25 protein-coding genes are annotated in these 25,286 nt (G+C 75.2%); 11 read left to right on the forward strand and 14 right to left on the reverse strand.

Translation table 11 applies throughout. The annotated features are described in order from the left end of the window. Positions 1 to 116 precede the first annotated feature (116 nt). The 5 genes from JOE61_RS22000 (at position 117) to JOE61_RS02845 (ending at position 5,132) form a co-directional block, all read left to right on the forward strand. Entirely contained in the window at positions 117 to 1,019 is a 903-nt protein-coding gene (locus JOE61_RS22000) for a sensor histidine kinase (RefSeq protein ID WP_193670396.1), read from the forward strand. Positions 1,020 to 1,076: 57 nt separating this feature from the next. Further along, positions 1,077 to 2,000 (forward strand): deoxyribonuclease IV, encoded by a 924-nt coding sequence (locus JOE61_RS02830; protein WP_193670397.1) that lies wholly within the window; start codon positions 1,077 to 1,079, stop codon positions 1,998 to 2,000. Next, positions 1,997 to 2,962 carry a DMT family transporter gene (locus tag JOE61_RS02835; RefSeq protein WP_307822771.1) on the forward strand — a complete coding sequence of 322 codons (966 nt, stop codon included), beginning with the start codon at positions 1,997 to 1,999 and terminating at the stop codon, positions 2,960 to 2,962. Before JOE61_RS02830 ends, JOE61_RS02835 begins: the two co-directional genes overlap by 4 nt. A gap of 72 nt (positions 2,963 to 3,034) precedes the next feature. Continuing rightward, positions 3,035 to 4,084 carry a 3-deoxy-7-phosphoheptulonate synthase gene (gene aroF, locus JOE61_RS02840; RefSeq protein WP_193670398.1) on the forward strand — a complete coding sequence of 350 codons (1,050 nt, stop codon included), beginning with the start codon at positions 3,035 to 3,037 and terminating at the stop codon, positions 4,082 to 4,084. 130 nt (positions 4,085 to 4,214) lie between these two features. Beyond that, a complete protein-coding gene (locus tag JOE61_RS02845) occupies positions 4,215 to 5,132 on the forward strand; it encodes an NADase-type glycan-binding domain-containing protein (protein WP_193670399.1) in 918 nt (305 codons plus the stop codon). 7 nt (positions 5,133 to 5,139) lie between these two features. Here the strand turns inward: JOE61_RS02845 and JOE61_RS02850 are convergent, their stop codons facing one another. The 3 genes from JOE61_RS02850 to JOE61_RS02860 all read right to left on the reverse strand — a co-directional run bounded on the left by JOE61_RS02850 (position 5,140) and on the right by JOE61_RS02860 (position 9,137). Next, complete coding sequence (locus JOE61_RS02850) at positions 5,140 to 6,132, reverse strand: threonine aldolase family protein (RefSeq protein ID WP_193670400.1); 993 nt, start codon at positions 6,130 to 6,132, stop codon at positions 5,140 to 5,142. 102 nt (positions 6,133 to 6,234) lie between these two features. Further along, positions 6,235 to 7,584, reverse strand: a complete 1,350-nt coding sequence (locus tag JOE61_RS02855) for a class II 3-deoxy-7-phosphoheptulonate synthase (RefSeq protein ID WP_193670401.1) — start codon at positions 7,582 to 7,584, stop codon at positions 6,235 to 6,237. 95 nt (positions 7,585 to 7,679) lie between these two features. Beyond that, on the reverse strand, positions 7,680 to 9,137 hold the full coding sequence (locus JOE61_RS02860; protein ID WP_193670402.1) for an APC family permease: 1,458 nt from the start codon (positions 9,135 to 9,137) through the stop codon (positions 7,680 to 7,682). A gap of 193 nt (positions 9,138 to 9,330) precedes the next feature. Here JOE61_RS02860 and JOE61_RS02865 point away from each other — a divergent pair, with 193 nt between their 5' ends. Beyond that, positions 9,331 to 9,891, forward strand: coding sequence for a TetR/AcrR family transcriptional regulator (locus JOE61_RS02865; RefSeq protein WP_193670403.1), 561 nt, complete (start codon positions 9,331 to 9,333; stop codon positions 9,889 to 9,891). Continuing rightward, positions 9,888 to 11,429, forward strand: a complete 1,542-nt coding sequence (locus JOE61_RS02870) for an MFS transporter (RefSeq protein ID WP_193670404.1) — start codon at positions 9,888 to 9,890, stop codon at positions 11,427 to 11,429. Before JOE61_RS02865 ends, JOE61_RS02870 begins: the two co-directional genes overlap by 4 nt. Positions 11,430 to 11,474: 45 nt before the next feature. Here the strand turns inward: JOE61_RS02870 and JOE61_RS02875 are convergent, their stop codons facing one another. Together JOE61_RS02875 and JOE61_RS02880 are read right to left on the reverse strand one after the other, a co-directional pair. After that, the gene (locus tag JOE61_RS02875; RefSeq protein ID WP_193670405.1) at positions 11,475 to 12,503 is read right to left on the reverse strand and encodes a 6-phosphofructokinase; all 1,029 of its coding nucleotides are present in this window, start codon (positions 12,501 to 12,503) and stop codon (positions 11,475 to 11,477) included. A 24-nt stretch (positions 12,504 to 12,527) separates the two neighbouring features. Next, positions 12,528 to 13,784 carry an MFS transporter gene (locus JOE61_RS02880; protein WP_307822772.1) on the reverse strand — a complete coding sequence of 419 codons (1,257 nt, stop codon included), beginning with the start codon at positions 13,782 to 13,784 and terminating at the stop codon, positions 12,528 to 12,530. Between the two features lie 65 nt (positions 13,785 to 13,849). On the opposite strand from JOE61_RS02880, the gene JOE61_RS02885 reads away from it, so the two are divergent. Continuing rightward, the gene (locus JOE61_RS02885; protein WP_193670406.1) at positions 13,850 to 14,671 is read left to right on the forward strand and encodes a DUF1028 domain-containing protein; all 822 of its coding nucleotides are present in this window, start codon (positions 13,850 to 13,852) and stop codon (positions 14,669 to 14,671) included. Then, entirely contained in the window at positions 14,668 to 15,771 is a 1,104-nt protein-coding gene (locus tag JOE61_RS02890; RefSeq protein WP_193670407.1) for an FGGY family carbohydrate kinase, read from the forward strand. Before JOE61_RS02885 ends, JOE61_RS02890 begins: the two co-directional genes overlap by 4 nt. Positions 15,772 to 16,007: 236 nt before the next feature. On the opposite strand, the gene JOE61_RS02895 is transcribed toward JOE61_RS02890, so the two are convergent. The 5 genes from JOE61_RS02895 to JOE61_RS02915 form a co-directional block, all read right to left on the reverse strand. Further along, on the reverse strand, positions 16,008 to 16,928 hold the full coding sequence (locus JOE61_RS02895; RefSeq protein WP_193670408.1) for a coiled-coil domain-containing protein: 921 nt from the start codon (positions 16,926 to 16,928) through the stop codon (positions 16,008 to 16,010). Continuing rightward, the gene (locus JOE61_RS02900; RefSeq protein WP_193670409.1) at positions 16,921 to 17,640 is read right to left on the reverse strand and encodes a response regulator; all 720 of its coding nucleotides are present in this window, start codon (positions 17,638 to 17,640) and stop codon (positions 16,921 to 16,923) included. Before JOE61_RS02900 ends, JOE61_RS02895 begins: the two co-directional genes overlap by 8 nt. Positions 17,641 to 17,650: 10 nt before the next feature. Then, positions 17,651 to 18,226, reverse strand: coding sequence for a flavin reductase family protein (locus tag JOE61_RS02905; protein WP_193670410.1), 576 nt, complete (start codon positions 18,224 to 18,226; stop codon positions 17,651 to 17,653). Further along, positions 18,223 to 19,368: a MacS family sensor histidine kinase gene (gene macS / locus JOE61_RS02910; protein WP_307822773.1), complete on the reverse strand. Its 1,146-nt coding sequence runs from the start codon at positions 19,366 to 19,368 to the stop codon at positions 18,223 to 18,225. Before macS ends, JOE61_RS02905 begins: the two co-directional genes overlap by 4 nt. 68 nt (positions 19,369 to 19,436) lie before the next feature. Continuing rightward, positions 19,437 to 20,168 carry a lysophospholipid acyltransferase family protein gene (locus JOE61_RS02915; RefSeq protein ID WP_193670411.1) on the reverse strand — a complete coding sequence of 244 codons (732 nt, stop codon included), beginning with the start codon at positions 20,166 to 20,168 and terminating at the stop codon, positions 19,437 to 19,439. Between the two features lie 83 nt (positions 20,169 to 20,251). Between JOE61_RS02915 and JOE61_RS02920 the strand changes: the two genes are divergently transcribed. Both JOE61_RS02920 and JOE61_RS02925 read left to right on the forward strand, forming a co-directional pair. Continuing rightward, positions 20,252 to 21,046: an alpha/beta hydrolase gene (locus JOE61_RS02920; RefSeq protein ID WP_193670412.1), complete on the forward strand. Its 795-nt coding sequence runs from the start codon at positions 20,252 to 20,254 to the stop codon at positions 21,044 to 21,046. 23 nt (positions 21,047 to 21,069) lie between these two features. Then, positions 21,070 to 21,528 carry a hypothetical protein gene (locus JOE61_RS02925; RefSeq protein ID WP_193670413.1) on the forward strand — a complete coding sequence of 153 codons (459 nt, stop codon included), beginning with the start codon at positions 21,070 to 21,072 and terminating at the stop codon, positions 21,526 to 21,528. A gap of 42 nt (positions 21,529 to 21,570) precedes the next feature. Here JOE61_RS02925 and JOE61_RS02930 read toward each other — a convergent pair whose 3' ends face one another. From JOE61_RS02930 to JOE61_RS02945, 4 genes are read right to left on the reverse strand one after another with little or no spacing between them, the layout of a single operon-like run. Next, complete coding sequence (locus JOE61_RS02930; protein WP_307822774.1) at positions 21,571 to 22,569, reverse strand: ROK family protein; 999 nt, start codon at positions 22,567 to 22,569, stop codon at positions 21,571 to 21,573. A gap of 7 nt (positions 22,570 to 22,576) precedes the next feature. Next, on the reverse strand, positions 22,577 to 23,518 hold the full coding sequence (locus JOE61_RS02935; RefSeq protein WP_193670414.1) for an ROK family glucokinase: 942 nt from the start codon (positions 23,516 to 23,518) through the stop codon (positions 22,577 to 22,579). Further along, on the reverse strand, positions 23,515 to 24,075 hold the full coding sequence (locus tag JOE61_RS02940; protein WP_193670415.1) for a hypothetical protein: 561 nt from the start codon (positions 24,073 to 24,075) through the stop codon (positions 23,515 to 23,517). The genes JOE61_RS02935 and JOE61_RS02940 overlap by 4 nt, the downstream gene beginning before the upstream one ends. After that, on the reverse strand, positions 24,072 to 25,280 hold the full coding sequence (locus tag JOE61_RS02945) for an ArsA family ATPase (RefSeq protein ID WP_193670416.1): 1,209 nt from the start codon (positions 25,278 to 25,280) through the stop codon (positions 24,072 to 24,074). Before JOE61_RS02945 ends, JOE61_RS02940 begins: the two co-directional genes overlap by 4 nt. Between the last annotated feature and the right edge of the window lie 6 nt (positions 25,281 to 25,286).

A 25,286-nucleotide genomic window follows, 5' to 3' on the forward strand; every position in this document is an offset into this window, starting at 1 on the left:
AGGGGCAGCACGAGGGGGCGACGATGCGCCGACACGGGAGAGCGTGCGCCGCAGCCGGCACCGGACGGTGGCACGACACGCACACGGTGGTCGCGGTCAGTGGGGTGGCTGCGGCCGTGGCGGTGTCGGTGGGCCTGCTGCCCGAGGCACTGGGCCGTGACCCGCGCCTCGTCGACCCCCTCGTGCTGGGGAGCACCCTGCTGCTGGTGCTGGCCGTCGGGCTGGTCGTGCACCGAGCGGCCGCCCGGGTGGTGCGGCTGGTCGAGGAGCAGCGAGCAGCACTCGAGGCCGCGCTCCTCGAGGCCGCGCTCGTCGGAGCGCGCCGCGAGGCGCGGGCCGAGGAGGTCGAGCACGACACCCGCAGCGCGCTGGGGGCGCTGCGGTCGGCGCTCTCGACCCTCGACCGCTACGCCGACGAGCTCGACCGCGACCTGGCCCACCGGCTGCAGTCGGCGGCGCTGCGCGAGGTCGACCACCTCGAGCGGCTGCTGCGCCAGCAGGGCTGCGACCTGGTCGCCTTCGACGTGCGCGAGGTGGTCCGCGACGTCGCCCTGACCCGCCAGGTCGCCGGCCTGCGGGTGCGCACCGACGAGGTCGCCGGACGGGCGCTCGGCTCGCCGGACGACCTGTCGACGGTGCTGGGCAACCTGCTGGTCAACGCCATGCGGCACGCGCCGGGCGCCGAGGTGCGCGTGTCCACCACCGAGGTCGGCGACGTCCTCGAGCTGCGGGTCCACGACGACGGCCCCGGCATCAGCGCCGCGCTGGCCCCGTCGGTCTTCGAGCGGGGCGTGCACGGCGGGCACGTGCTCAGCACCGGGCTCGGCCTGCACATCTCGCGCGAGCTGGCGCGGGGCATGGGCGGCGCGCTGCACCTGGAGCCGACGCCCGTGGGGTGCTGCTTCGTGGTCACCCTGGTGCGAGCAGGAGCGCAGCCCGCCACACGGTCCACCGCGGCCGGCTCCGCGGACCAGGCTCCGGACCGCACCGAGGACGACCGTCCGCTGCACGCCGTGTGAGGCCGGCACGTCGACGCGGATTGGCGGCCCCCGAGCCGCGCTCCCTAGCGTGCTCGCGTGAGCACCCTCGACTCCGCCGCGCTCGTCCGGCGCAACCCCGTCGGCACCCACGTCCTGGTCGGCAAGGGCCTGGCGGCCGGTGCCCTGGCCGACGCCGAACGACTGGGCTGCGAGACCCTGCAGGTCTTCGTGGGCAACCCGCGCGGCTGGGCGCTGAGCCCGGGCCGCCCGGCCGACGACGAGGCCTTCCGCACCGCGACGACCGAGCGCGGCATCCGCACCTTCATCCACTCCCCCTACCTGGTCAACCTCGGCTCGCCGACGCAGAGCACCTACGACAACAGCGTCGCCGTGGTGGCCCACAACCTGCGCCGCGCCGCCGAGATCGGCGCCGAGGGGGTCGTGGTGCACACCGGCTCGTACGTCGAGCCGCAGGGCGACCCGGCCGGCGCCGCCGAGCGCCACGCAGCCGCGCTGGGCCAGGTCCGCCAGGGGCTGCTGCCGCTGCTGGAGACCCTCGGCGACGACGCGCCCTGGCTGCTGCTCGAGCCCACCGCGGGCCAGGGCCGCTCCCTGTGCGCCGGCGTCGAGGACCTGGCGGCGTACCTCGACGCGCTCGACCACCACCCGCGCGCCGGGATCTGCCTCGACACCTGCCACGTCTTCGCGGCCGGTGCGCCGCTCGACGAGCCGGGCGGGGCCGCGGCCACCCTCGACCGCATCGTGGAGATCGGCGGGCCGGGTCGGCTGCGGCTGGTGCACGCCAACGACTCCAAGGACGTGCGCGGCGCCTTCAAGGACCGCCACGAGCGGATCGGCGAGGGCCACATCGGCACCGCCGCCTTCGGCGAGCTCTTCGCCCACGCGGCGACCGAGGGGGTGCCGTTCGTGCTCGAGACGCCCGGCTCCCGCGACGACGACAACGCCGACATCCCCCTGCTCAAGCGCCTGCGCGCCGAGGCCCACGGCGTGCCTCGGTGACGACCGGGACGACGGGCGGGACGGCGGCGGTCGTCGGGCGCCGTACCTCGGTGCTCGCGACGCTGGCGCTGCTGGCGATGACCGCCAGCTGGGGCAGCACCTTCTTCCTGATCAAGGACCTGCTCGAGCGGGTGCCCACCCTCGACTTCCTGGCAGTGCGCTTCGCCGTGGCGACCGTGGCGATGGTGGTGGTCGCCCCGCGCGCCCTGTCGCGGCTCAGCGCGGGGTCGCGACGCCACGCGGCGGTGCTCGGGCTCGTCTACGGGCTGGCCCAGATCCTCCAGACCGCCGGGCTCGCGCACACCCCGGCCAGCGTCTCGGGCTTCATCACCGGCATGTACGTCGTCATCACGCCGCTGCTGGCCGCCGTGCTGCTGCGCACCCGCATCGGCCGCACCACCTGGGCCGCGGTGGCCCTGGCCACCGCCGGCCTGGCGGTGCTGAGCCTCGAAGGGCTCTCGGTGGGCTACGGCGAGGCGATCACCTTCGTCTCGGCGATCCTCTACGCGCTGCACATCGTGGGCCTGGGTGCCTGGTCGGACGCCCGCCAGGCGCTGGGCATGGCGATCCTGCAGATCGCGGTGATCGCCCTGGTCTGCACCCTGGCCACCGCCCCCGACGGCATGGTGCTGCCGAGCACCCGCGCCGACTGGGCCTCGGTGGTCTACATGGCGCTGGTCGCGGGGGCGCTGGCGATGCTGGCCCAGACCTGGGCGCAGGCGCACCTGCCGCCCACCCGCACCGCGCTGATCATGAGCATGGAGCCGGTCTTCGCGGCCACCTTCGCGGTGTGGCTGGGCGGCGAGGCGACCACCGCCCGGATGCTGGGCGGCGGCCTGATGGTGCTCACCGCGATGCTCGTCGTCGAGCTGCGCCCGCCGCGCAGCCAGCATCCGCCGGGCCCGCGCCCCAGCCCCGACGACGGCCCGATCGAGGGACAGGTCACCCACCTGGCGGTGTGAGCGGCACGTGACGCCGGTCTCGCGGGCTGGAAGCCCCGCAGCGCCGTCCTCGCCCGCGCCTACCCTCCTCCCATGGTCGTCGTCATGTCCCCCGACGCCACCGACGAGGACGTCGCGCGGGTCGTCGAGCGGGTCGAGGGCGTCGGCGGCGAGGCGTTCGTCAGCAAGGGCGTGCTGCGCACGATCATCGGGCTGGTCGGCGACATCGAGTCCTTCCACCACCTCAACCTGCGCACCCTGCGCGGGGTCGCCGACGTGCACCGCATCTCCGACCCCTACAAGCTGGTCAGCCGCCAGCACCACCCGCACCGCTCGACGGTGTGGGTCGGCCCGCCGGGGCACCAGGTGCCGATCGGCCCCGACACGTTCACCTTCCTGGCCGGGCCGTGCGCGGTCGAGACCGCGGCGCAGACGCTCGAGGCGGCGCAGATGGCCGCCTCCGCGGGCGCCACGATCCTGCGCGGCGGAGCGTTCAAGCCACGCACCTCGCCGTACGCCTTCCAGGGCCTGGGGGTGCGCGGCCTCGAGATCCTCGCCGACGTCCGCCAGGCCACCGGGCTGCCCGTGGTCACCGAGGTCGTCGACGCCCGCGACGTGGCCGTGGTCGCCGAGCACGCCGACATGCTGCAGGTCGGCACCCGCAACATGGCCAACTTCGGGCTGCTGCAGGCCGTCGGCGACGCCGGCAAGCCGGTGCTGCTCAAGCGCGGCATGACCGCGACCATCGAGGAGTGGCTGATGGCCGCCGAGTACGTCGCCCAGCGCGGCAACCTCGACATCGTGCTGTGCGAACGGGGCATCCGCACCTTCGAGCCGGCCACCCGCAACACCCTCGACATCTCGGCGGTGCCGGTCGTGCAGGCCACCAGCCACCTGCCGGTGATCACCGACCCCTCGCACGCCGCCGGACGCAAGGACCTCGTGGTGCCGCTGTCGCGGGCCTCCATCGCGGCCGGGGCCGACGGCGTGATCGTCGACGTGCACCCCGACCCCGAGACCGCGCTCTGCGACGGCCCGCAGGCGCTGCTGGGCACCGACCTGCGTGAGCTCGCCTCGGCCGTGCGCCGGCTGCCCCCGGTGCTGGGCCGCGTCGACGCCGGCGAGCGGATCCGCACCGCCTGACCCACGCGCCGGGCCCGGTCGGGACCGGTCGGGGCCGGTCGGGGCCGGTCGGGGCCGACCGAGACGGCTGGGGTCGCTGGCTAGGCTGGTCGCGCCGCACGGGAGGGGCCCGCGGCACCTGGGGAGGGACGTGACGGCGTACTGCACCGCCTGCGGAGCCGCCCTCGTCGACGTCGGGCGCTACTGCACGAGCTGTGGCCACCGCCGCGCCGACGCCCCCGAGGTGGAGGCTCCGCCGCCCGTCGGCCAGCAGCCCGGCCCGGCCCGCTACCCGCTCTACGTCGACCCCGGGCCGACGTCCCCACGGCCCGGCTCGTGGCACCAGCCGACGGAGACGGGCCTGCCCGCGGTGCCCGCTGCTCCTCCGCAGTCTCCCCCGCCGTCTCCCCCGCCCGAGCCGCGGGCTCGACGTCGGGGGCCGCTCCTGGTGCTCGTCCTGCTGCTCCTGGCCGCGCTCACCGTCGGCGGCGCCGCCTGGCTGGGCGGTCGCGACGACGGGGCCGGGCCGGGCGCACCCGGTGCCGGCGGCGACGCCGAGCCCCGCTCGCTGCTCGATCTGGCGCAGGCCTTCGCACCCGCCCAGGACGACGACAGCGTCGACATCGCCACCGGCGCGACCACGACGTACGACGCGGCGAACCTGCTCGACGACGACCCCGCCACCGCGTGGCGGGTGGCCGGGGCGGCGGTCGGCACCGAGCTGGTGCTGCGCTTCGACTCCCCCGTCACGCTGACCAGCGTCGGGCTGGTCAACGGCTACGCGAAGACGTCGGTCTCCGACGGCACCACCTACGACCTCTACACGGGCGGACGCCGGGTCACCGCCGTGACCTGGCTGCTCGGCGACGCTCCCCCGGTGCGCCAGGAGCTCGACCAGGCCCGCGAGCCGCAGGCGATCGACGTCGGTGCGGTCACCACCGACACCGTGCGCCTGCGCATCGAGTCGGTCACCGAGCCCGGCTCGGGCCCGGCCGCGCGCGACACCACCGCCATCAGCGACGTGGTGCTCGACGGGCTCGTCGACCGGGCTCCGCCCGCGGGCGGGTAGGCGGCCCTCAGAGGCCGGCGAGCACCGCTGCCGCCTTCTCGGCGGCGGCGCGGTCCACCCCGAGGTGGGTCACCAGGCGCACGGTGCGCGGTCCCACCGCCGAGACGCGTACGCCGGCCTCGGTGGCGCGGGCCACGAAGCCGGAGGCGTCGTCGTGCGGCACCACCACGATGTTGGTGTCCACGCCGGCCGGGTCGACGCCGCAGGCCTCGGCCAGGAGGGCGGCGTGCTCGTGGTCGTCGGCGAGCCGGTCCATGTGGTGGTCGAGCGCGTGCCGGCCGGCCGCGGCCAGGATGCCCACCTGCCGCATCCCGCCACCCATCCGCTTGCGGCGCACCCGCGCCTCGGCGATCGCGTCGGCGGAGCCGACCATCAGCGAGCCCACCGGCGCACCGAGGCCCTTGGAGAGGCAGACCGCCATCGTGTCGGCGACCGCGCCGTACTCCGCCAGGGGCGTGCCGGTCGCCACGTGCGCGTTCCACAGCCGGGCGCCGTCGACGTGCACCGCGATCCCGGCGCCGTCGGCGAGCTCGCGCAGGTCGCGCAGGTCGCTCATCGGCAGCACGGTGCCGCCGGCGAAGTTGTGGGTGTTCTCGACCGAGACCGCCGCGGTGCGCACGAAGAACGGGCCCATGTCGGGGGCCAGCATGTGCTCGACGACGTCGAGGTCGAGCTGGCCGCGGGGGTGCAGCCAGGTGCGCATCGTCACGCCGCTGATCGCGCCGTGCGCGCCGAGCTCGGCCCGCGCGATGTGGGCCGAGGCCTCGCAGAGCACCTCCTGGCCCGGCTCGACCAGGGCCCGCACCGCCAGCACGTTGGCCATCGACCCGGTGGGGGTGAACAGCGCCGCCTCGTGGCCCAGCAGGCCCGCGACGTGCTCCTCGAGGTCGAGCACGGTCGGGTCCTCGCCGTACACGTCGTCGCCGACCTCGGCGCGCGCCATGGCGGCACGCATCGACTCGGTGGGCTTGGTCAGGGTGTCGGAGCGCAGGTCGATCACCCCGGCATCCTCACACCCGCGACCCGGCCGGTTCGAACCGGCCGGGTCGGGGCCCACGCCGAGCCGGCGCCAGTTCCGGGAACTGGCGCCGGGTCGCCGTACTCAGGCCTTGCGCAGCATCTCCGCCACGAGGAACGCGGTCTCGAGCGACTGCACCCGGTTGAGGCGCGGGTCGCAGACCGACTCGTAGCGGTTGCCGAGGTCGACCTCGGCCAGCTCCTCGCCACCGCCGACGCACTCGGTCACGTCGTCGCCGGTGAGCTCGATGTGGATGCCGCCGGGCCAGGTGCCCAGCGCACGGTGCACGTCGAAGAAGCCCTGCAGCTCGTCGATGACGTCCTCGAACTTGCGGGTCTTGTAGCCCGAGGAGGCCTCGAAGGTGTTGCCGTGCATCGGGTCGCACACCCACGCGACCTGCACCCCGGCCGCGGTCACCTTCTCGACGAGGTCGGGCAGGCCGTCACGGATCTTGCCGGCACCGAAGCGGGTGATGAAGGTCAGCCGGCCCGGGGTGTTGTCGGGGTTGAGCCTGGCCGCCAGCGCGATCGCGTCGTCGGCCGTGGTGGTCGGGCCGAGCTTGACGCCGATGGGGTTGCGGATCTTGCTCAGCAGCTCGACGTGGGCGCCGTCGAGCTGGCGGGTGCGCTCGCCGATCCACACGAAGTGGCCCGAGACGTCGTACGGCGCCTCGGTGCGCGAGTCGATGCGGGTCATCGCGTGCTCGTACTCCAGCACCAGCGCCTCGTGGCTGGAGTGGAAGTCGACGCGGTGGAACTCGTCGGGGTCGGCGCCGATGGCCTTCATGAAGGTCAGCGCGCGCTCGATGTCGGCGGCCATCGACTCGTAGCGCTGCCCGATCGGGCTGGAGCGCACGAAGTCGGTGTTCCAGGTGTGCACCTGGCGCAGGTCGGCGTAGCCGCCGGTCACGAAGGCGCGCACCAGGTTGAGCGTGGCGGCCGAGGCGTTGTAGACGTCGACGAGGCGCTGCGGGTCGGGGACCCGCGACTCGGGGGTGAACTCGAAGCCGTTGACCGCGTCGCCGCGGTAGGCGGGCAGCGTGACGCTCTGCCCGTCGACGGTGCGGGTCTCGTTGTCGGAGGAGCGCGGCTTGGCGTACTGGCCGGCGAGGCGGCCCACCTTGACCACCGGCACGGAGCCGGCGTAGGTCAGCACGACCGCCATCTGCAGCAGCACGCGCAGCTTGTTGCGCACGTTGTCGGCGGTGACGCCCGCGAAGGTCTCGGCGCAGTCGCCGCCCTGCAGCAGGAACGCCTCGCCGCGGGTGACCGCGGCGATCTTGTCGGTCAGGTCGTCGCACTCACCGGCGAAGACCAGCGGCGGCATCGTGCGCAGCCGGGACACGGCGGCGTCGACCGCCGCGCGGTCGGGGTACGACGGCTGCTGGGCCGCTCCGCGGGCGTGCAGGCTCTCGAGGTCGGGGATGGCGCTCACCGCACCAGCCTACGTCCGGCGCCGCCGGCCCTCCGATTCGTCGTCCGCGCGTGGGACGGGGTGTGTCCCGACCCACGCCGCGCACGCCGATCGAGCTACTGCTCCTCGAGGCTGTCGATGTCGCGGAACCCGGTGCGCTGGGCCCGCACACCGCGGTTGGTGGCCCAGGTCAGCACCCACAGCGCCACCCCGATCAGCAGCAGCACGCCGGCGATGGAGTACTGGATGTGGTCGTCCTCGTTGCGCGCCCAGGGACCCACGAGGAACGCCGCGGTGGCGGCGCCGACGTACGGCACCCAGGTCGGGGCGCGGAAGACCGGCTCGGTGCGGGTGTCGCGGCGCAGCACCAGGCAGGCGATGTTGACGACCGTGAAGACGGCGAGCAGGAGCAGCCCGGTGGTGCCGGCGAGCGCCACGACGATGTCGCTGTCGGAGCGCAGCCGCACGTAGGTGATCAGGCCCAGCGCCATCGCGGTGGTGAAGAGGATCGCGGCCCACGGGGAGCGGCGCCCGGGCAGCACGGCCGACAGCGAGCGCGGCAGCACGTCCTGCTTGCCCATGCCGTAGATCAGCCGGCTGGCCATCAGCATGTTGATCAGCGCGGTGTTGGCGACCGCGAAGACCGTCAGGAACGGGAAGATGTCGTCGATCGGCAGGCCGGGGGCCCCGACCCGCACGACGTCGAGCAGGATGCCCGCCTCGGGGTTGACGGGGTCGGTGATGTCGCCGGGCGGGATCACCACCACCACGGTGATGGCCACCAGCACGTAGACGACCGCGCAGACGCCCAGGCCGGTCAGCATGATCCGCGGGAAGGTGCGACCCGGGTCCTGGACCTCCTCGACCATGTTGACGGAGTCCTCGAAGCCCACCATCGCGAAGAACGCCACGGTGGTGGCGATGGTGATCGCGGCGAAGACGTTCTTCTCCCCCGGCGACTCGAAGACCACCACCCGGCCGACGTCGCCGTCGGTGGCCATCGCCCAGAAGCCGATCGCGATGATGACGCCGAGGGCGAGCACCACGACCGAGGTCAGCACCACGTTGAAGCGCACGCTCTCGCCGACGCCGCGCAGGTTGACCAGCGCGAGCAGCACCATGAAGCCCAGCGCCACCAGCAGCGTCGCGGTGTCGCCGGTGGGCACGCCCCCGACGAGACCGTCGAGACCGACCAGCAGGTTGGAGGCCACCAGGCCCGAGGAGGTCGAGGCGCTGGTGATGCCGGAGCAGACCACGGCGAAGGCCACGATGAAGGTCAGGAAGTGCACGTTGAAGGCCTTGTGCACGAAGAGCGCGGCACCCGCGGCCTGCGGGTGCTTGGTGACGAGCTCGAGGTAGGACAGCGCGGTCAGTGCGGCCACCGCGAAGGCGACCAGGAACGGCACCCAGGCCACGCCCCCCACCTCGCCGGCCACGTCGCCGGTGATGGCGAAGACGCCGGCGCCGATGATGTCACCGACGATGAAGAAGAGCAGCAGCCGCGGCCCGATCGCCCGTTTGAGCTCTCCCTGGTCGCTGTCGTGCACCTGCTCGGCGGGGCTCTGCGTCGCCATGGGTCCTCCGGTCCTCGATCGGCCCAGAGCCGGTGCGCGACCCCGCGGTCGGTGAGGACACTGCCCTGGTGAGGACACTGTGCCTCCGCCGTCGACGGCTCAAACCGGCGCGGGCTCCCCGGATGGGGCGTGGCACATCCGCCTATGAGACACTTCTGTCTCATCTGCGACACATCTGTCTTTGGGAGTGCTCATGACACCTCGTGACGAGGCCCGCGACGCGGCCCGCCGCCACCTCAACGAGGACCCGACCCTCAGCCTCGGCGACCTCGCGGCCCGGATGGGCATGGCCCGGGCGACGCTGCACCGGCACTTCTCCACCCGCGAGGCCCTGCTCACCGAGATCGGCCGCGCCTCCCTGGACAGCTGGGAGGCCTCCCAGCAGCGCTGCGAGCAGCAGGCGGCCATCGACTCGGGCGACCCGGCCCGGCTGCGCGCCTGCGTCGAGGCCCACCTGCGTGACTGCGTGGTCGACGCCGAGGAGTTCGGCTTCGCGCTCACCGACCACTTCCTGTCCCACTCGGCCGAGCTGGTCGAGCGGGCGGCCGGCCTCGAGCGCCTCGACGTGGCGCTGTACGCCGCGGCGCAGCAGGCCGGCGTGCTGCGCCGCGACCTGCCCCCCGCCTGGCTCAGCCACGCGGTGTGGGGCCTGATGCTCGGCTCGCGCAACGCCCTGCGCGCCGGCGACGTCGCTCGTCGTCCGCTCGAGGACATCGTCGTCTCCACGTTCTTGGACGGGGTGTCCGCGCGATGAGCCACATCCGCACGCCCGTGTCGCCCGCGCCCCCGCTCTCCCGACGCCGCCGGTGGGCCGGGCTCGCGGTGCTCAGCGCCAGCCTGCTGGTGGTCGTGATGGACATGACCATCCTCAACCTGGCCCTGCCCTCCATCACCCGCGACCTCGAGCCCGGCTCCGTCGAGCTGCTCTGGATGGTCGACGCCTACCCGCTGGCGCTGGCCGGGCTGCTGGTCACCGCCAGCGTGCTCGCCGACCGGTGGGGACGCCGTCGGATGCTGATGGGCGGCTTCGCCGTCTTCGCGCTGGCCTCCCTGGGTGCCCTCGTGGTGACCGGGCCGCTGGGCCTGATCGCGGTCCGCGCCCTGCTCGGCGTCGGCGGCGCGATGATCATGCCGACCACGCTGTCGCTGGTGCGCACGCTCTTCACCGACCCGCGCGAGCGGGCCACCGCCCTCGGGGTGTGGGGATCGACCGCGGCCGTGGGTGCCGCGCTGGGTCCGATCGCCGGCGGGGTGCTGCTCGAGCACTGGAGCTGGCCGGCCGCGTTCCTGGTCAACGTGCCCGTCATGGCCGCGGCCCTGGTGGCCGCCGCACTGCTGCTGCCCGAGAGCCGCTCGGCCGAGCCGGGGGTCCTCGACCCCGCCTCGGTCGTCCTGTCGGTGCTGGGCATGGTCGGGTTCGTGTACGCCGTCAAGCAGCTCGCCGAGGACGGCCTCGAGGCGCTGCCGCTCGCGGCGCTCCTGCTGGCCCTCGCCCTGCTCGTCCTCTTCGCCCGCCGCAACCTGGCCCTGGCCCACCCGATGCTCGAGGTGCGGCTGCTGGGCCAGCGCAGCTTCAGCGCGGGCGTGCTGACCGCGCTGGCCACCAGCATCGCGATGGCGGCGCTGTTCCTGCTGGTCAGCCAGTGGCTGCAGCTGGTGCAGGGCTGGTCGCCGCTGCAGTCGGGCCTGGCCCTGCTCCCCGCCGCGGTCACCGGCGTGCTGGCCGGCCCCTTCGCACCCGCGGTGGCCGCGCGCACCGGCGCCCGCGCGGTGCTCGTGGGCGGTCTGGTCTCGGGCGGCCTGGGCTTCGCGCTCATCGGAGTCCTGCCCCAGCCCCTGCCGTACGCCGGTGTCGCCGTCGGGCTGGGCCTCGTGGGGCTGGGCACCGCCTCGCTCGCGGTCGCCTCGGCGGTCATCATGTCGGCGGCCCCGGCCGACCAGGCCGGCAGCGCCGCCGCGATCGAGGAGTCCAGCTACGAGATCGGCGCGGTGCTCGGCGTCGCCGTGCTGGGCAGCCTCGCCGCGGCGGTCTACCGGGCCGGGCTGCCGGTGGGCGGTCTCGACACCCTGTCGCCGGCCGACGCGGCGGCCGCGCGCGAGTCGGTCGGCGGAGCCGTCGAGATCTCCGTGCGGTCGGGGCCCGACGGGGCCGCGCTGCTGGTCGCGGCGCAGGAGGCTTTCACCGAGGCGCTGGCCGTGACCGGGCTCGCCGGAGGCGCGCTGATGCTGGTGGCGGCGCTGGTCGTGGCGCGGCTCGCGCCCCGCGACCTCGACGTCTCCGCCGGGCACTGACGAGCAGCCCGGCGCCCGTCAGCCCCGGCACCCCCGGCAGCCCTCCTAGCCGAAGAAGACCTCGGCCTCGGCGTACTCGGCGGGGCTGACGGTCTTGAGCTCGCCGGTGCCCTCGTGCAGCGGCACCCGGTCGATGCGGGTGCCGCGCAGCGCCATCATGGTGCCGAAGTCGCCGTCGGCGACGGCGTCGGCGGCCTGCAGCCCGAAGCGGGTGGCCAGCCAGCGGTCGAAGGCGGTGGGGGTGCCGCCCCGCTGGATGTGGCCCAGCACGACCGCGCGGGCCTCCTTGCCGGTGCGCTGCTCGATCTCGTGGGCCAGCCGGTCGCCGATGCCGCCGAGGCGCACGTGGCCGAACGAGTCCTTCTCCCCCGACGAAAGCGTCATGTCGCCGCCGTCCTTGGGCACCGCTCCCTCGGAGACCACGACGATGGGGGCGTACTCGCTCTCGAAGCGGGTCTGCACGTGGTCGCAGACCGCGTCGATGTCGAAGGGCTGCTCGGGGATCAGGATCGCGCTCGCGCCGCCGGCCATGCCCGAGTGCAGGGCGATCCAGCCCGCGTGGCGGCCCATCACCTCGACGACCAGCACCCGGTGGTGCGACTCCGCGGTGGTGTGCAGCCGGTCGATCGCGTCGGTGGCGATGTTGACGGCCGTGTCGAAGCCGAAGGTGAAGTCGGTGCCCGACAGGTCGTTGTCGATGGTCTTGGGCACGCCCACCACCGAGACGCCCGCGTCGGCGAGCTTGGTGGCCACGCCCAGCGTGTCCTCGCCGCCGATGGCCACGAGCGCGTCGACGCCGTCGCTGGCCAGGTTGGCGCGGATCCGCTCCACGCCGTCGTCGATGGCGAACGGGTTGGTGCGCGAGGAGCCGAGGATGGTGCCGCCGCGGGGCAGGATGCCGCGGCACTCCTCGATGCCCAGCGGCATGGTCAGGCCCTCCAGGGGCCCCTTCCAGCCGTCGCGGTAGCCGATCAGCTCGAACCCGTGGTCACGGACCCCACGGCGCACGACGGCACGGATCACGGCGTTGAGGCCGGGGCAGTCCCCGCCTCCGGTCAGGACTCCGACTCGCATGCCCCGACCCTAGTCGTGCCGGGCTCAGCCCACCATCACCTCGTCGGCCCGGGCCGCCACCCGCTCGTCGGCCAGCGGCAGCACCCGGCCCAGTCGCAGCGCCACCAGCGCACCGACCACCGCGACCCCGCTGAGCGCCGCCCAGATCGGCCACTCGCCCCGGGCCAGCAGCCACGCGAAGCTGATCGGCGCCACGGTCGCCGCGACGTTCCACGACAGCTGCACCAGCGAGAGGTAGCGACCGCGCAGGTGCTCGGGCGCGGCCTCGGCCGACAGCGCACCGTGCACCGGGCCCCCGAGCAGCTCCCCGACGGTGTAGACCACCGAGCCGAGGAGCAGCGCGACCACCGCGAGGCCCACCGGCAGCGCGCCGGCCAGCAGCATGGCGGCGTACCCGAGCACGAACGTGACGTGGGCCAGCAGCAGCACCCGCCAGCGGCGCACGCCCGTCATCGCGCGCACCACCAGGCCCTGCCCCAGCCCGACCAGCACCGTGTTGAGGGTGAAGACCACGCCCGTCACCCAGCCCGGCAGCCCCAGCACCGTGGTGGCGTAGACCGGCAGCGCGACGCTGAGCACCATCATCGCCAGGGCGAAGGTGAGCTGGCCGAGCACCAGCAGCCGGTAGGGCCGGTCGCGCAGCACCGTGGCCCACGAGCCTGGCTCGGGCCGGTGCCCGACCGAGGCGGCGGGCGGCACCGAGAGCAGCAGCACGAAGGCGGCGGCGTACGACGCGGCGTTGACCAGCACGATGGCGGCGTACGCCGACGGCGTGCCGACGGTGATGGCGAGCCCGGCCGCCAGCCCGCCGACCGCGAAGCCGACGTTGCGCAGCGCCCCCAGGAAGCCGAACCAGCGCTCGCGCTCGCCGGGGCGCGAGATGGCCGCGACGATGGTGCCGTAGGAGCCCCAGAAGGCGGTGCGGCCCAGCGAGACCACCACGGTCCACACGACGACGGCGCCGAACGACTCGGTGGCCAGGTAGGCCACGAAGCCCAGGCCCTGCAGGGCGTTGCCGGCCAGCAGCACCGACTTCGCGCCGAAGCGGTCGACCACCCCGCCCAGCAGCGGCCCGACGGGCAGCGCGATCAGCGAGGCCAGCGACAGGGCCGCGCCGACCTGCACCAGGTCGAGGTCGGTCGTGGCCAGGAAGTAGAGCACCAGCACCGGCATGAACACGCCGCTGCCGACCGCGTCGATGGCGATGGCGGTCACGAAGCGGCGGTGGTCCCCGAGAGAGGGCCAGCCCAGGCGCTCGGCCCAGGAGGTCGTGTGCGGCACGCGTGGCATCCTCACAGCCCGGTACGGCACCCGGGGACCTGTTCCAGGATCGCTACAGTCCCGGCATGACCTTCTCGATCGTGGCCCGCTCCGCCGACGGTGAGTCCTGGGGGGTGGCGGTGGCCTCGAAGTTCCTGGCCGTCGGCAGTGCCGTCCCGGCCGCCGTGGCGCAGGTGGGCGCCATCGCCACCCAGGCCGACGCCAACGTGGCGTTCAAGGGGCTGGCCCTCTCGCACCTCGACGAGGGCGCCACCGCCGCCGTCGCCCTCGAGCGGCTGCTCGAGGAGGACGACGGCCGCGACCACCGCCAGGTCGGCATCGTCGACGTCGACGGCGGGGCGGCGACGTACACCGGCCCGGCCTGCCTCGACTGGGCGGGCGGTCGCAGCGGCGAGGGCTACGCGCTGCAGGGCAACGTGCTGGCGGGCGAGGAGGTGCTCGAGGCGATGGAGCGGGCCTTCCTCGGCTCCGACCCCGGGGCCCCGCTGGGCACCCGGCTCCTCGCCGCGCTGCACGCCGGCGACCGTGCCGGGGGCGACCGCCGCGGGCGGCAGTCGGCGGCGCTGCTGGTGGTGCGCGACGAGGCCGGCTACGGCGGGCTCGACGACATCGAGGTCGACCTGCGCGTCGACGACCACACCGACCCCGTGGTCGAGCTCGCCCGGCTGCTCGACCTCAACGAGCTCTACCTGACCGCCTCCACCGAGGAGGAGCAGGTGCCGGTCACCGCCGAGCTGCAGGCCGAGCTCGAGCGCTTCGCCGCCGACGCCGGCCACCGCGACTTCCACGCCTGGGTCGGCACCGAGAACTACGAGATGCGGGTCGCGCCCGACCTGTCCTGGATCGACCGGCGCATCCTGGCGGTGGTGCGCGGCGGCGCCGCGTGACCACCTGCGTGCTGGCGGTCCACGCCGGCACCACCGGCGTCGCGGCCGCGGCCGTCGACGCCGCCGGCACCGTCCGGGCCCGGGGTCACCACGAGCTGGCGCAGCACCGGCCCGCGGCGGGGCAGGTCGAGCACGCCCCCGACGAGATCTGGCAGGCGGTGCTGGGCGCGGTCCGCGGGGTGCTGGGCCACGTCGACGCCTCGGGGCTGGGCTCGGTCGCGATCACCAACCAGCGCGACACGGTGCTGCTGTGGGACCGCGAGACGCTGGGCTCCCCGCGGCCGACGGTGGCCGGGCAGGACCGGCGTACGACGCAGGTGTGCGCGGCGCTGCGCGAGGCGGGCCACGAGGCCCGGGTCGAGGAGCTGACGGGCCAGGGCCTCGAGCCCGGTCGAGCCGCTCCCGCCCTGGCCTGGCTGGCCGAGCACGAGCCGCGCACCTGGGCGCTGGTCGAGGAGGGCCGCTACGCCGTCGGCACGGTCGACTCCTACCTGGTGGCGCGGATGACCCGCGGCCTCGAGCACGTCACCGACGTCTCCAACGCCGCGCGCACGCTCCTGCACGACCTCGAGGGCGGCGGCTGGTCGGGCGAGCTGTGCTCGCTCTTCGGGGTGCCCGTGGACGCGCTGCCCGAGCTCGTGCCCAGCTGGGGCGGGGCCGCCACCACCGACCCGCGCGCCTTCCTGGGGCTGTCGCTGCCCGTCGCCGCCCTCGTCGCCGACCGGTCCGCGGCGCACCTCGGCCTGGGCTGCCTCGACGCCGGCGACGCCTCGTGGGACGACGCCGCGTCGAGCCTGCTGGTCACCACCGACCGGCGCCCGGTGCGCACCGCGCAGGTGCTCACCACCGCCGCGTGGCGCTCCCCCGACGGCGCCGACACCTTCGCGCTGGAGGTCGCGTCGGGCGTCGACAGGTCCTCGGAGTGGCTGCCCGGCGTGCGCGAGGCGGCCCCCGAGCTCGCCTCGCTGCGCGTCGAGGACGGCGTCGACGACCGGCTCTGCCACGACCTGGGCGAACGGCTGGGTCTCGACGTGCGCCGCGCGAGCGCGCCCGACGCCACCCTGCGCGGCGCGGCCCTCCTCGCCCTGCGCCCCCGCTGACCCGGCCCAATCTTCGCGCTGACCCGGCCCAGACTTCGCACTGACCCGGCCCAGACTTCGCACTGAGTCGGCCCGGATCTCATCTCCGGCACCACCGGGATCCCGATGGGTCCGGGGCCCGCCTTCATCCGAGGGCCAGGCCGCCGGGTCGGCTGGAAGTTCAGGCCGGGTGGGCGGGAGATTCAGGCCGGGTCGAGGGGAAGTTCGGGCCGGGTGGGCGGGAGACATGGGCCGGGTCAGGGGTCGAGGGCGGTGAGAGCGGCGGCGGCGCGGTCGCGCTCGGCCTGGGCGTCCTCGAGGGCCGCCTGCGCCTCGTCACGCTCCTCCTCCGCCTCGCCCAGCTCCTCCTCGACCTCGTCGCTGGTCGACTCCAGCTCGGCGAGGCGCCGGCGCAGCTCGTCGATCTCCGACTGCACCTGCAGGCTGCGCGCCTCCAGCTCCTCCACCCGCTGCCCGGCCTCCTCGCGGGAGCCGCGGGCCACGACCAGCTCCTCGTCGGCGGCGTCGAGCTCGTCCTGGGCGGCGGCGCGGGCCTTCGCGGCCGCCTCCGGGTCCGGTACGACGCGCAGCTCGGGTCGCGGGGGCGCCTCGGGCGGGGCTGCGGCCGGGGCCTCGAAGCCGAGCGCCTGCGGCAGCGCGAGCGCCCCGGCGACGTCGACGTCGCCCATGCCGGTGGTCTCCAGCGGCGCCACCAGCAGCCCGCTGCGCACGGCCTGGGCGCACTCGGCGTCGACCATCGCGGCCGTGAGCGTGGCCTGCACCTGCTCGGCGACGGCCTCGGTGACCCGCAGGCCGTGCTCGCGGGCCAGGCCTCGCGCGGTCGTGGTGACCGCCGCGGTCAGCTGGCGGCGCTGCCGGGTCAGGGTGCGCAGCTCGTCGGCCGACATCGCCGCCTGCGCCTCGCGCAGCGCGGCGCCCACCGAGAGCACCTGCTCGACCTGCTCGGTCTCGTGGCGCACCAGCAGGTCGACGACCCACGCGGCGGTGGTCGGCTTGCGCAGGGCCTTGAGGTCGCGGGCCAGGTCGGTGCCGCGGTGCTGCTTGACCAGGGCGTCGCGGGCGGCGGTGAACTCGCCCAGCGGCAGCGAGTAGAGCCGCTCGGCGAGGTCGAGCAGCCCGGCACCGTCGCCCGGCTCGTCCCCGGTCTCCTCACTCATCGTCGTCGAGGCCACGCTCGATCGCCCACCGGGTGAGCTCGACGCGGTTGTGCATCTGCAGCTTGCGCAGCGTGTTCTGCACGTGGTTCTGCACCGTGCGGTGCGAGAGCACCAGCCGCTCGGCGATCTGCTTGTAGGACCAGCCCTTCGCGACCATCCGCAGCACCTCGGTCTCGCGCTCGGTCAGCTCGGGGTGCCCGTCGGCGGGGTCGTCGGCAGGGGTGTCGGAGAGCCGGCGGTACTCCCCCAGCACGAGCCCGGCCAGGCCCGGGGTGAAGACGGGGTCGCCGGCGGCGACGGCAGCGACCGCCGCCAGCAGCTCGGCCCGCGAGGCCGACTTGACCAGGTAGCCGGTGGCGCCGGCCTTGACCGCGGCCAGCACGTCGGCCTGCTCGCCCGACGCGGAGAGGATCAGCACCCGTGCCGACGGGTCGACGCGCAGCACCTCGGCGGCGACCTCGACGCCCGAGGGTCCCGGGATCTGCAGGTCGAGGACGACCACCTGGGGCCGGGCGGCCGGGAACCGCGCCAGCGCCTCGTCGCCGGTGGCCGCCACCGCGACCACCTGGTGGCCGGCGGCGGCCAGGTCGCGCTCGACCGCGTCGCGCCACATCGGGTGGTCGTCGACCACCATCACGCGGAGGGCCGCGGCGGACCCGGTGGACCCGGTGGACCCGGTGGATTCTGAGTCGAGCGGTGTGACCTCGGTCATGGCGCCGACCCTATGCCGGTCCGGGGGTCGATCCCTGGCCCGACCCCGCACCGGACCCCGGGGCCGGCCCCGCGCCGAGCCGCAGGTAGCGCCCCCGGCGGTGGCCCAGCGCCCCGCCGGGGCCGTCGTCGTCGCCGACCGCCACGTGCGCCAGCCGGCAGGTGACCTCGAGCGACCAGCCGACCTCGCGCCGGCCGACCAGCTCGACCCCGGCCCAGGTGGGCGCCGAGAGCAGCCGCGGCCCCCACCCGGTCTGCTCGAAGTCGGCCAGCCGCCACGGTCCGCCGGGGGCGGGGGCGGTGCCGGCGAACGCGTCGGCCAGGTAGCGGTGCTCCCAGGCCAGCAGCGAGACGACCGCGCGGCCGGTGTCGAGCAGCGTTCCGGTCAGGTCGGCGTCGGGGTCGAGCAGCGCGAGCAGGCCGGGCTCCTCGCCGTGGGCCAGCATCAACGAGGTGACGGTCAGCCCGTCGCGCAGCGCGCCCTCGCCGGCGGCCCACAGGCTGACGGCGCCGCCGAGCCGGCCGCGGAGGCGGCGTACGGGGTCGGGATCGGGGTCGGCGAAGGGGTGCGAGTCGTGGATGGTCACCGCGGCACCACCAGCTCCCACTCGGTGCCGAGGCCACCGGTGCTCAGGGTAGCGGTGCCGCCCAGGTCGTCGAGACGGCCGCGCACCGAGCCGCTGACGCCGAGCCGGCCCTCGGCGACCGCCTCGTCGAGTCGACCCTCGGGGATGCCGGGTCCCTCGTCGCGCACCGACACCTCGACCCGGTCGGGCAGCGCCTCGAGCAGCACCCACGAGCGCGGGGGCGCGCCGTCGGCGGCGGCCGGCACGTGCCGGGCCACGTTGTCGAGGCACGCACCCACCGCGGCCACGAGCTCGACGACCGCGTGCGCGTCGAGGGGCACCGGCTCGGCCGGCACCGCCACCTCGACACCGGGTCGACGTCCCAGCGCGACCAGCTCGGAGGCCAGGTCGAGCACCCGCAGTCCGCCGGCACTCCCCGCGCTGGCGGGGCCTGCGGTCCCGGCCACCCCGGCCGCGTCCTGGCTGCGGATCAGCCCGCGCAGCACGTCCTCCTGCTCACCGGCCAGCCGCGCCAGCTCCTCGCCCTGGCCGCCCAGCTCGTGGCCACGGCGCTGGACCAGCGCCAGCACCTGCAGCACCCCGTCGTGCACCGCCCGGGCCAGCCGGGTGCGCTCGGCCGCGGTGGCGGCGGCCCGCTCGGCGCGGTCGCGCTCAACGGCCATCTGCTGCAGCGACCCGGCCATGTAGCCGACCACGGGGCCCCCGATGAGCAGCAGGAAGACGTTGCCGTAGACGGCCTGGCTGACGTCCTGGCGCACCGCCAGGTCGGTGCCGGCCAGCACCAGCGCCGCCACGAGCCCACCCTGCCAGCGCAGGTGCACCGCCCAGGCCAGCAGCGCGGTCATCACCCAGAAGCCGGGCACCGAGGCGTTGAAGTCGGGCCCCTTGACCAGCGGGCTGCTCACCAGCGCCACGACCGCGATGGCGAGGTCGGTGCCCAGCAGTGCCCAGCCGCGCCGGGCGTGGTCGGCGTAGAAGTGCCCGGCCAGCACGGTCCAGACCGCGAGCGAGGCGACCACACCGAGGCCCAGCACGGGGCGGTCGAAGTTGTCGTAGCGGTAGACGTTGAGCGCCACCGTGTTGGCCAGCACCACCCAGCGCAGCCAGGCCAGGGCCTGGAAGAGCCGGTCCTCGACGGCCACGGCCGCCGGGTGGTCGGGATCGGCCGCGCCGGGCCGGGTGCGGCCGGGCAGTGCCGCACGGAGCCGGGTCAGGACGCCTTCTTCTGCTCGCCCGCCGACTGCGCCGCGGCGGCGGCGTCGGCCTTCTTCGACTCCTCCTTGGCGCGGGCGGCGTACATGTCGACGTACTCCTGGCCCGAGAGGCGCATGATCTCGTACATGATCTCGTCGGTGATCGAGCGCAGGATGTAGCGGTCGTTCTCGAGGCCCTCGTAGCGCGAGAAGTCCAGGGGCTTGCCGAAGCGCACCACGGGCCGGGTGACGGTGCCGAACTTCTTGCCCGGCGGGGCCACCACGTCGGTGCCGACGACGGCCACCGGGACCACCGGGACGCCGCTCTCGAGCGCCAGGCGCGCCACCCCGGTCTTGCCGCGGTAGAGCTTGCCGTCGTGGGAGCGGGTGCCCTCGGGGTAGATGCCGAAGAGGCCGCCCTCGCCCAGCACCCGCTTGGCCGAGAGCAGCGCACCGGCCGCCGCGTCGGCGCCGGAGCGGTCGATGGGCACCTGGCCCGAGCCGGAGAAGAACGTCTTCTGCAGCCAGCCCTTGAGACCGGTGCCGGTGAAGTACTCGGCCTTGGCCACGAAGGTGACCCGGCGCGAGAGCGTGAGCGGCATGAACAGCCAGTCGGCGTACGAGAGGTGGTTGCTGGCCAGGATGGCCGGACCGTTCTCGGGCACGTGCTCGGCGCCCTCGACCTGGGGCCGGAAGACCACGCGCAGCAGCGGCCCGATGGCCACCCACTTGAGGAACCAGTAGAACACCGAGACGACCCTCCCCGACCACGTACGACGACTGCCGCTGGGGACTCCTGCGGCGCGCACCAGCCTAGGGCATGATCTCGCGCATGACTCCTGCGTCGGCCCCGCCCGTGCACCCGCTGGCCGCCCCCCTCGCCACCGACCCCGACCCGTCGCTGACCGGCGACCGGCGCGTCGGGGTGCTGGTCTGCCACGGCTTCACCGGGCAGCCCGCCTCGGTGAAGCCGTGGGCGCAGGCGCTGGCCGGGCGCGGGTACGCCGTCGAGGTGCCGCGCCTGCCCGGGCACGGCACGACCTGGCAGGACCTCAACGGCTACCGCTGGGAGGACTGGTACGCCGAGGTCCGCGCGGCGCACCGCAGGCTGCTGGAGCGCTGCGACGTCGTGGTGCTGGCCGGGCTGTCGATGGGCGGGGCGCTGGTGCTGCGACTGGCCGCCGACGTGGAGTCCTCCGACCAGGTCGCGGGGGTCGTGGTGGTCAACCCGGCCGTGGCCACCAAGCGCCTCGACGTCAAGCTGCTGCCGGTGCTCAAGCACCTCGTGCCGTCGTTCCGGGGCATCACCGACGACATCAGGAAGCCCGGCGTCACCGAGCACGGCTACCCGCGCGCGCCCCTGAAGGCGGTGCACTCGATGATGCGGGCCTGGCCGGTGCTGGTGGCCGACCTGCCGCGGGTCACCGCGCCCGTGCTCTACGCCCGCTCGGCGGTCGACCACGTGGTCGACGAGTCGTCGGAGCCGCTGATCACCTCGCGGGTCTCCTCACGTGACGTGACGGTGCTGCGGCTGCCCGACAGCTACCACGTGGCCACCCTCGACAACGACCTGCCGCTGCTCGTCGAGGAGACCGCTGCCTTCGTCGCCCGGGTGACCTCGGGCTGAGGCCCACCGCCTACGCTCGAAGGGTGCATCGCGAGGAGGACGACGAGGCCTGGCGCGCGATCGTGGAGAACTTCGGCGAGCGCGCCGAGCTCGACGACCCGGAGGCTGCCTCGGAGACGAGGACCGAGCCCGACCCCGAGCCCGGTCCCGCCGCGGGACCCGACCCGGACCCGGCCCCGGAGCCTGCCCCGGAGCCTGCCCCGGCTCCCCCGCCGGCACCCGCACCCCCGGTCGACGACGAGGACCGCTTCGTGCCCCCCGAGCCGGGCCCGCTGCCGGTGCCCGCCCCCGACCGCGGCATCGCCTGGATCGGGGTCTTCGGGGCCCCGGTGGTGCTGCTGGTCTCACTGCTGGCCGGCATCGACCTGCCGCGCTGGGTCGGGTGGCTGATGGTCGCCTGGTTCGTCGGCGGCTTCGTCTACCTGGTCCACCAGATGCCCCGCGAGCCCCGCGACCCCTGGGACGACGGCTCCCGGGTCTGACCCGGGCCTCCAAGCCCGACCGACAGACCTGGCCGGGCCGGCTCAGCCGCGCGGACGCGCGTGCCGGCCCAGGCCCTCACGCACCAGGTCGGCGGCGCCGACCACCCCGGCCTCGGGGCCGTAGCGCGCCCGCAGCAGCGGCGGCACGACCCGGTGCTGCGCGCCGACCAGCGAGCGGCCCAGCTCCTCGCGCGCCGGCTCGAGCAGCAGGTCGCCCGCGGCCGACACCCCGCCGCCGACGACCACGACGCTGGGGTCGAGCCCTGCGACCAGGTTGGCCACCCCGAGGCCCAGCCACTCCCCGACCTCGGCGTACGCCGCCAGCGCCGCGGGGTCGCCGGCGCGTGCGGCGTCGGTGACCATCGGGCCGGTCAGGGCGGCCGGGTCGCCGCCGCAGGCCGCGGCCAGCGCACCGTCGGGGCCGAGCCCCGCGCGGGCGGCGCGCACCAGGGCGTTGCCGCTGCAGTACTGCTCCCAGCAGCCGCGCCCGCCGCACTCGCAGTCGCGGCCCCCGGGCACGACGCGGGTGTGGCCGAACTCGCCGGCCATGCCGTTGCGGCCGCGGTGCAGCACCCCGCCGACCACGACCGCGCCCCCGATGCCGGTGCCCAGCGTCAGCACCAGCGCGTCGGCGGCCCCCATCGCCGACCCGTGCGCCGACTCGGCCCGGGCCACGCAGTTGGCGTCGTTGTCGAGGAAGACCGGCACGCCCCACCGGTCGGTGAGCCGGGCCCGCACCTGGTGGCCGCGCCAGGGCAGGTGCGGGGCGAAGGCCACCCGCTCGCCTGCGGCGTCGACGAAGCCGGCGGCGGCCAGGCCGACGCCGGCCACCCGCCGGCCGTCGGCGACCTCGTGCACCGCCTCGCTGAGCGCGTCCTCGAGCAGCGCGACGTCGACGCGCCGGCCGGGGGTGGCCCGGTGGGCGACCCGCGAGACGCTGCCGTCGATGGCCACCTCGGCGGCCATCACCTTGGTGCCGCCGACGTCGACGCCGATCACGACCGGGCGCAGGGCCCCCGAGCCCGCCTGCAGGAGCGACACGGCGGGCTCAGACGCGGGCGAGGTCGGCGGCGCCGATGAGACCGGCCCGGTTGCCCAGGCGGGCCTTGCGGATCTCGAGGCTGGGCCGGTGGCCGCGACCGGTGAGCTGGGCGGCGAAGGCGGCCCGGATCGGGTTGAGCAGCAGGTCGCCGGCCTCGCTGACTCCCCCGCCGATCACCACGGCGGCCGGGTCGAGCACGGCGGTGAGGGAGGCGATCCCCTCGCCGAGCCACCGCCCGAGGTCGGCGAGCTGCTCGACGGCGAAGGGGTCGCCGGCGCGGGCGGCCTCGGTGATGAGGGGGCCGGTGATGGCCTCGGGGTCGCCGCCGGCGAGGTCGAGGACCTCACGGGCCAGGAGCGATCCGCCGGCAGCGGCCGCGCGGGCCTCGCGCACCAGCGCCGAGCCCGAGCCGTACTGCTCGAAGCAGCCGCGGTTGCCGCAGCCGCACAGGATGCCGTTGGGCACGACGCGCATGTGGCCGATCTCGGCGCCGACGCCGAAGGCGCCCCGGTGCAGGGCGCCGTCGAGCACGATGCCGCCGCCCACGCCCGTGCCGACGGTGACCAGCAGCAGGTCCTCGACGTCGTGGCCGGCGCCGAAGCGGAACTCGCCCCAGGCCGCGGCGTTGGCGTCGTTCTCGATGACCACCGGCAGGTCGAGGCGGCGCTCGAGGTCGGCGCGCATCGCCACGTCGCGCCAGGCGATGTTGGGCGCGAACATGACCACCGAGCGCGAGCGGTCGACGTACCCGGCCGCCCCTACACCCACGGCGCGCACGTCGTGGCGCGAGCGCAGCTCGCGCACCAGGCCGGCGACGGCCTCCTCGATCGCCTCCTCGGAGCTGGCGGGCGAGACCACCCTCAGCTCCTCGAGGATGGTGCCCTCCTCGTCGACGACACCGCCGGCGATCTTGGTGCCGCCGATGTCGATGCCACAGGTCAGGCTCATGGGAGGTCTCCGGGGTCGGTGCGGGGCTCGGTCTCGTCGTCCGGCTCGTCGTCGAGGTCGATCGTCTCGACGTCGCGCGAGCGGCCCGACGGCGGGGTGGTCGCCAGCAGCGCCGCGGCCGCCTGCACCAGCGACGAGGCGGCCGCGCCGAGGTGCGCGCGGACCTCGGGGCTGACCTGTCGCACGGCGTGCACGCCCCGGCACACCGGGCACCAGCGGCACTCGGGCGCGCCGGTGGCGAGGTTGTCGTCGAGGGCGCCGGCGAGGTGCTCCTGCACCCGGGCGGCTGCCTCGGCGGCGTGCCCGGCCAGACCCGCGAGGTGGGAGCCGAGATCGTGCAGGTCGCCCTGCGCGGCCTTCGCCCCGGCCGCGCCCAGGTCGCCCAAGTCACCCAGGTCACCCAGGTCACCCAGGTCGCCCAGGTCACCGGCCTGGTCCTGGGCCCAGTCGGTGAGGGCGCCGAAGAGCTTGGCGGCCTCCTCGGCGAGGGAACCGACGTCCTCGCCGCTCCGGTCGCCGGAGCGGTCCGCGCCGCCGGGGGGCTTCTCGTCGCTCACCGCGCCGCCTCCCGTCGTACGCCGCTCGCGGCGCCCGGCTCCTCGTGCTCGACGAAGCGGACCCGCAGGCCGCCGGCCTCGACCCGCGCGCCGGCCACCCGCAGGCGGGCCAGTCCGGCCGGCAGGGTCAGCAGCCGGCGGTAGGACCCGACCGTGACCACCAGCTCGTCGCCGTTGCGGGCCAGGTCGACCTCGGCGCGGGTGACGAGCGGCAGCGCGAGGCGCAGCAGCGCGCCGCCCTCGGTGCGCTCGATGCTGAAGGGCCCCGGCCCCGCCGGCACCGCCAGCGGGTCGGCGCCGGCGTAGACCTGCTCGGCGAGCCCGCGCAGCGCCTCGACGCCGACGGGCTCCTCGGCGCGGTACTCCGAGCGCCACACCGGCAGCCCGGCGAAGGACTGCTCGACCTGCCCGAGCACCGCGGCCTGCGAGGCCACCCAGCCGGCGCGCCAGTCGTCGCCGCCGGCCTCGGGGAAGACGCGGTTGGCCACGACGCCGTCGACGCGGTAGCCGAAGAGGGAGAGGTGGGTCCAGCTGCGGCGGGCCTCGGCGAGCACGACGTTCTCGGGAGTGAGCACGACCCGCACGCTGGCGTCGGGGCCCGACAGCAGGGTGCGGACCTCGTCGAGCTCGGCGTGCAGCCGCTCGATCGCGTCGAAGACGTGGTCATCGGGCATCGGCACCCCCACGCTGCGGGTCAGCACCGGCTTGAGGGCCTTGATGATGCGCCGCTCGGCGGGGAAGACGCGCTGCATGTACCAGCCCAGCGCCTCGGGCAGGGCCAGCAGGCGCAGCGTCTCGGCGGTGGGGGCGCAGTCGACGACCACGACGTCCCAGCGTCCCGACAGCGCCTGCTGGCGCAGCTCGAGCAGCGCCAGCACCTCCTCGGCGCCCGGCAGCACGGTCAGCTCCTCGGCCGCGACCGGGTCGACGCCGGCCGCGTCGAGGACCGAGAGCAGGTAGTGCTGCACCTCGGCCCACGACTGCTGCAGCTTGCGCTGCGCGTCGACCTGCTGGACGTGCAGGCGCGGCGCCACCTCTCTGGGCTCGGGCCCGGCGCTCACGCCGAAGGCGTCGGCCAGGGAGTGCGCGGCGTCGGTCGACAGCACCAGGGTGCGGTGCCCGGCGGCCGCGGCGAGCGCCGCGGTGCCCGCGGCGACGGTCGACTTGCCGACCCCGCCCTTGCCGGTGAACAGCAGGATGCGCACGCAGCG

This window comes from Nocardioides salarius (assembly GCF_016907435.1).
Lineage (GTDB): Bacteria > Actinomycetota > Actinomycetes > Propionibacteriales > Nocardioidaceae > Nocardioides > Nocardioides salarius.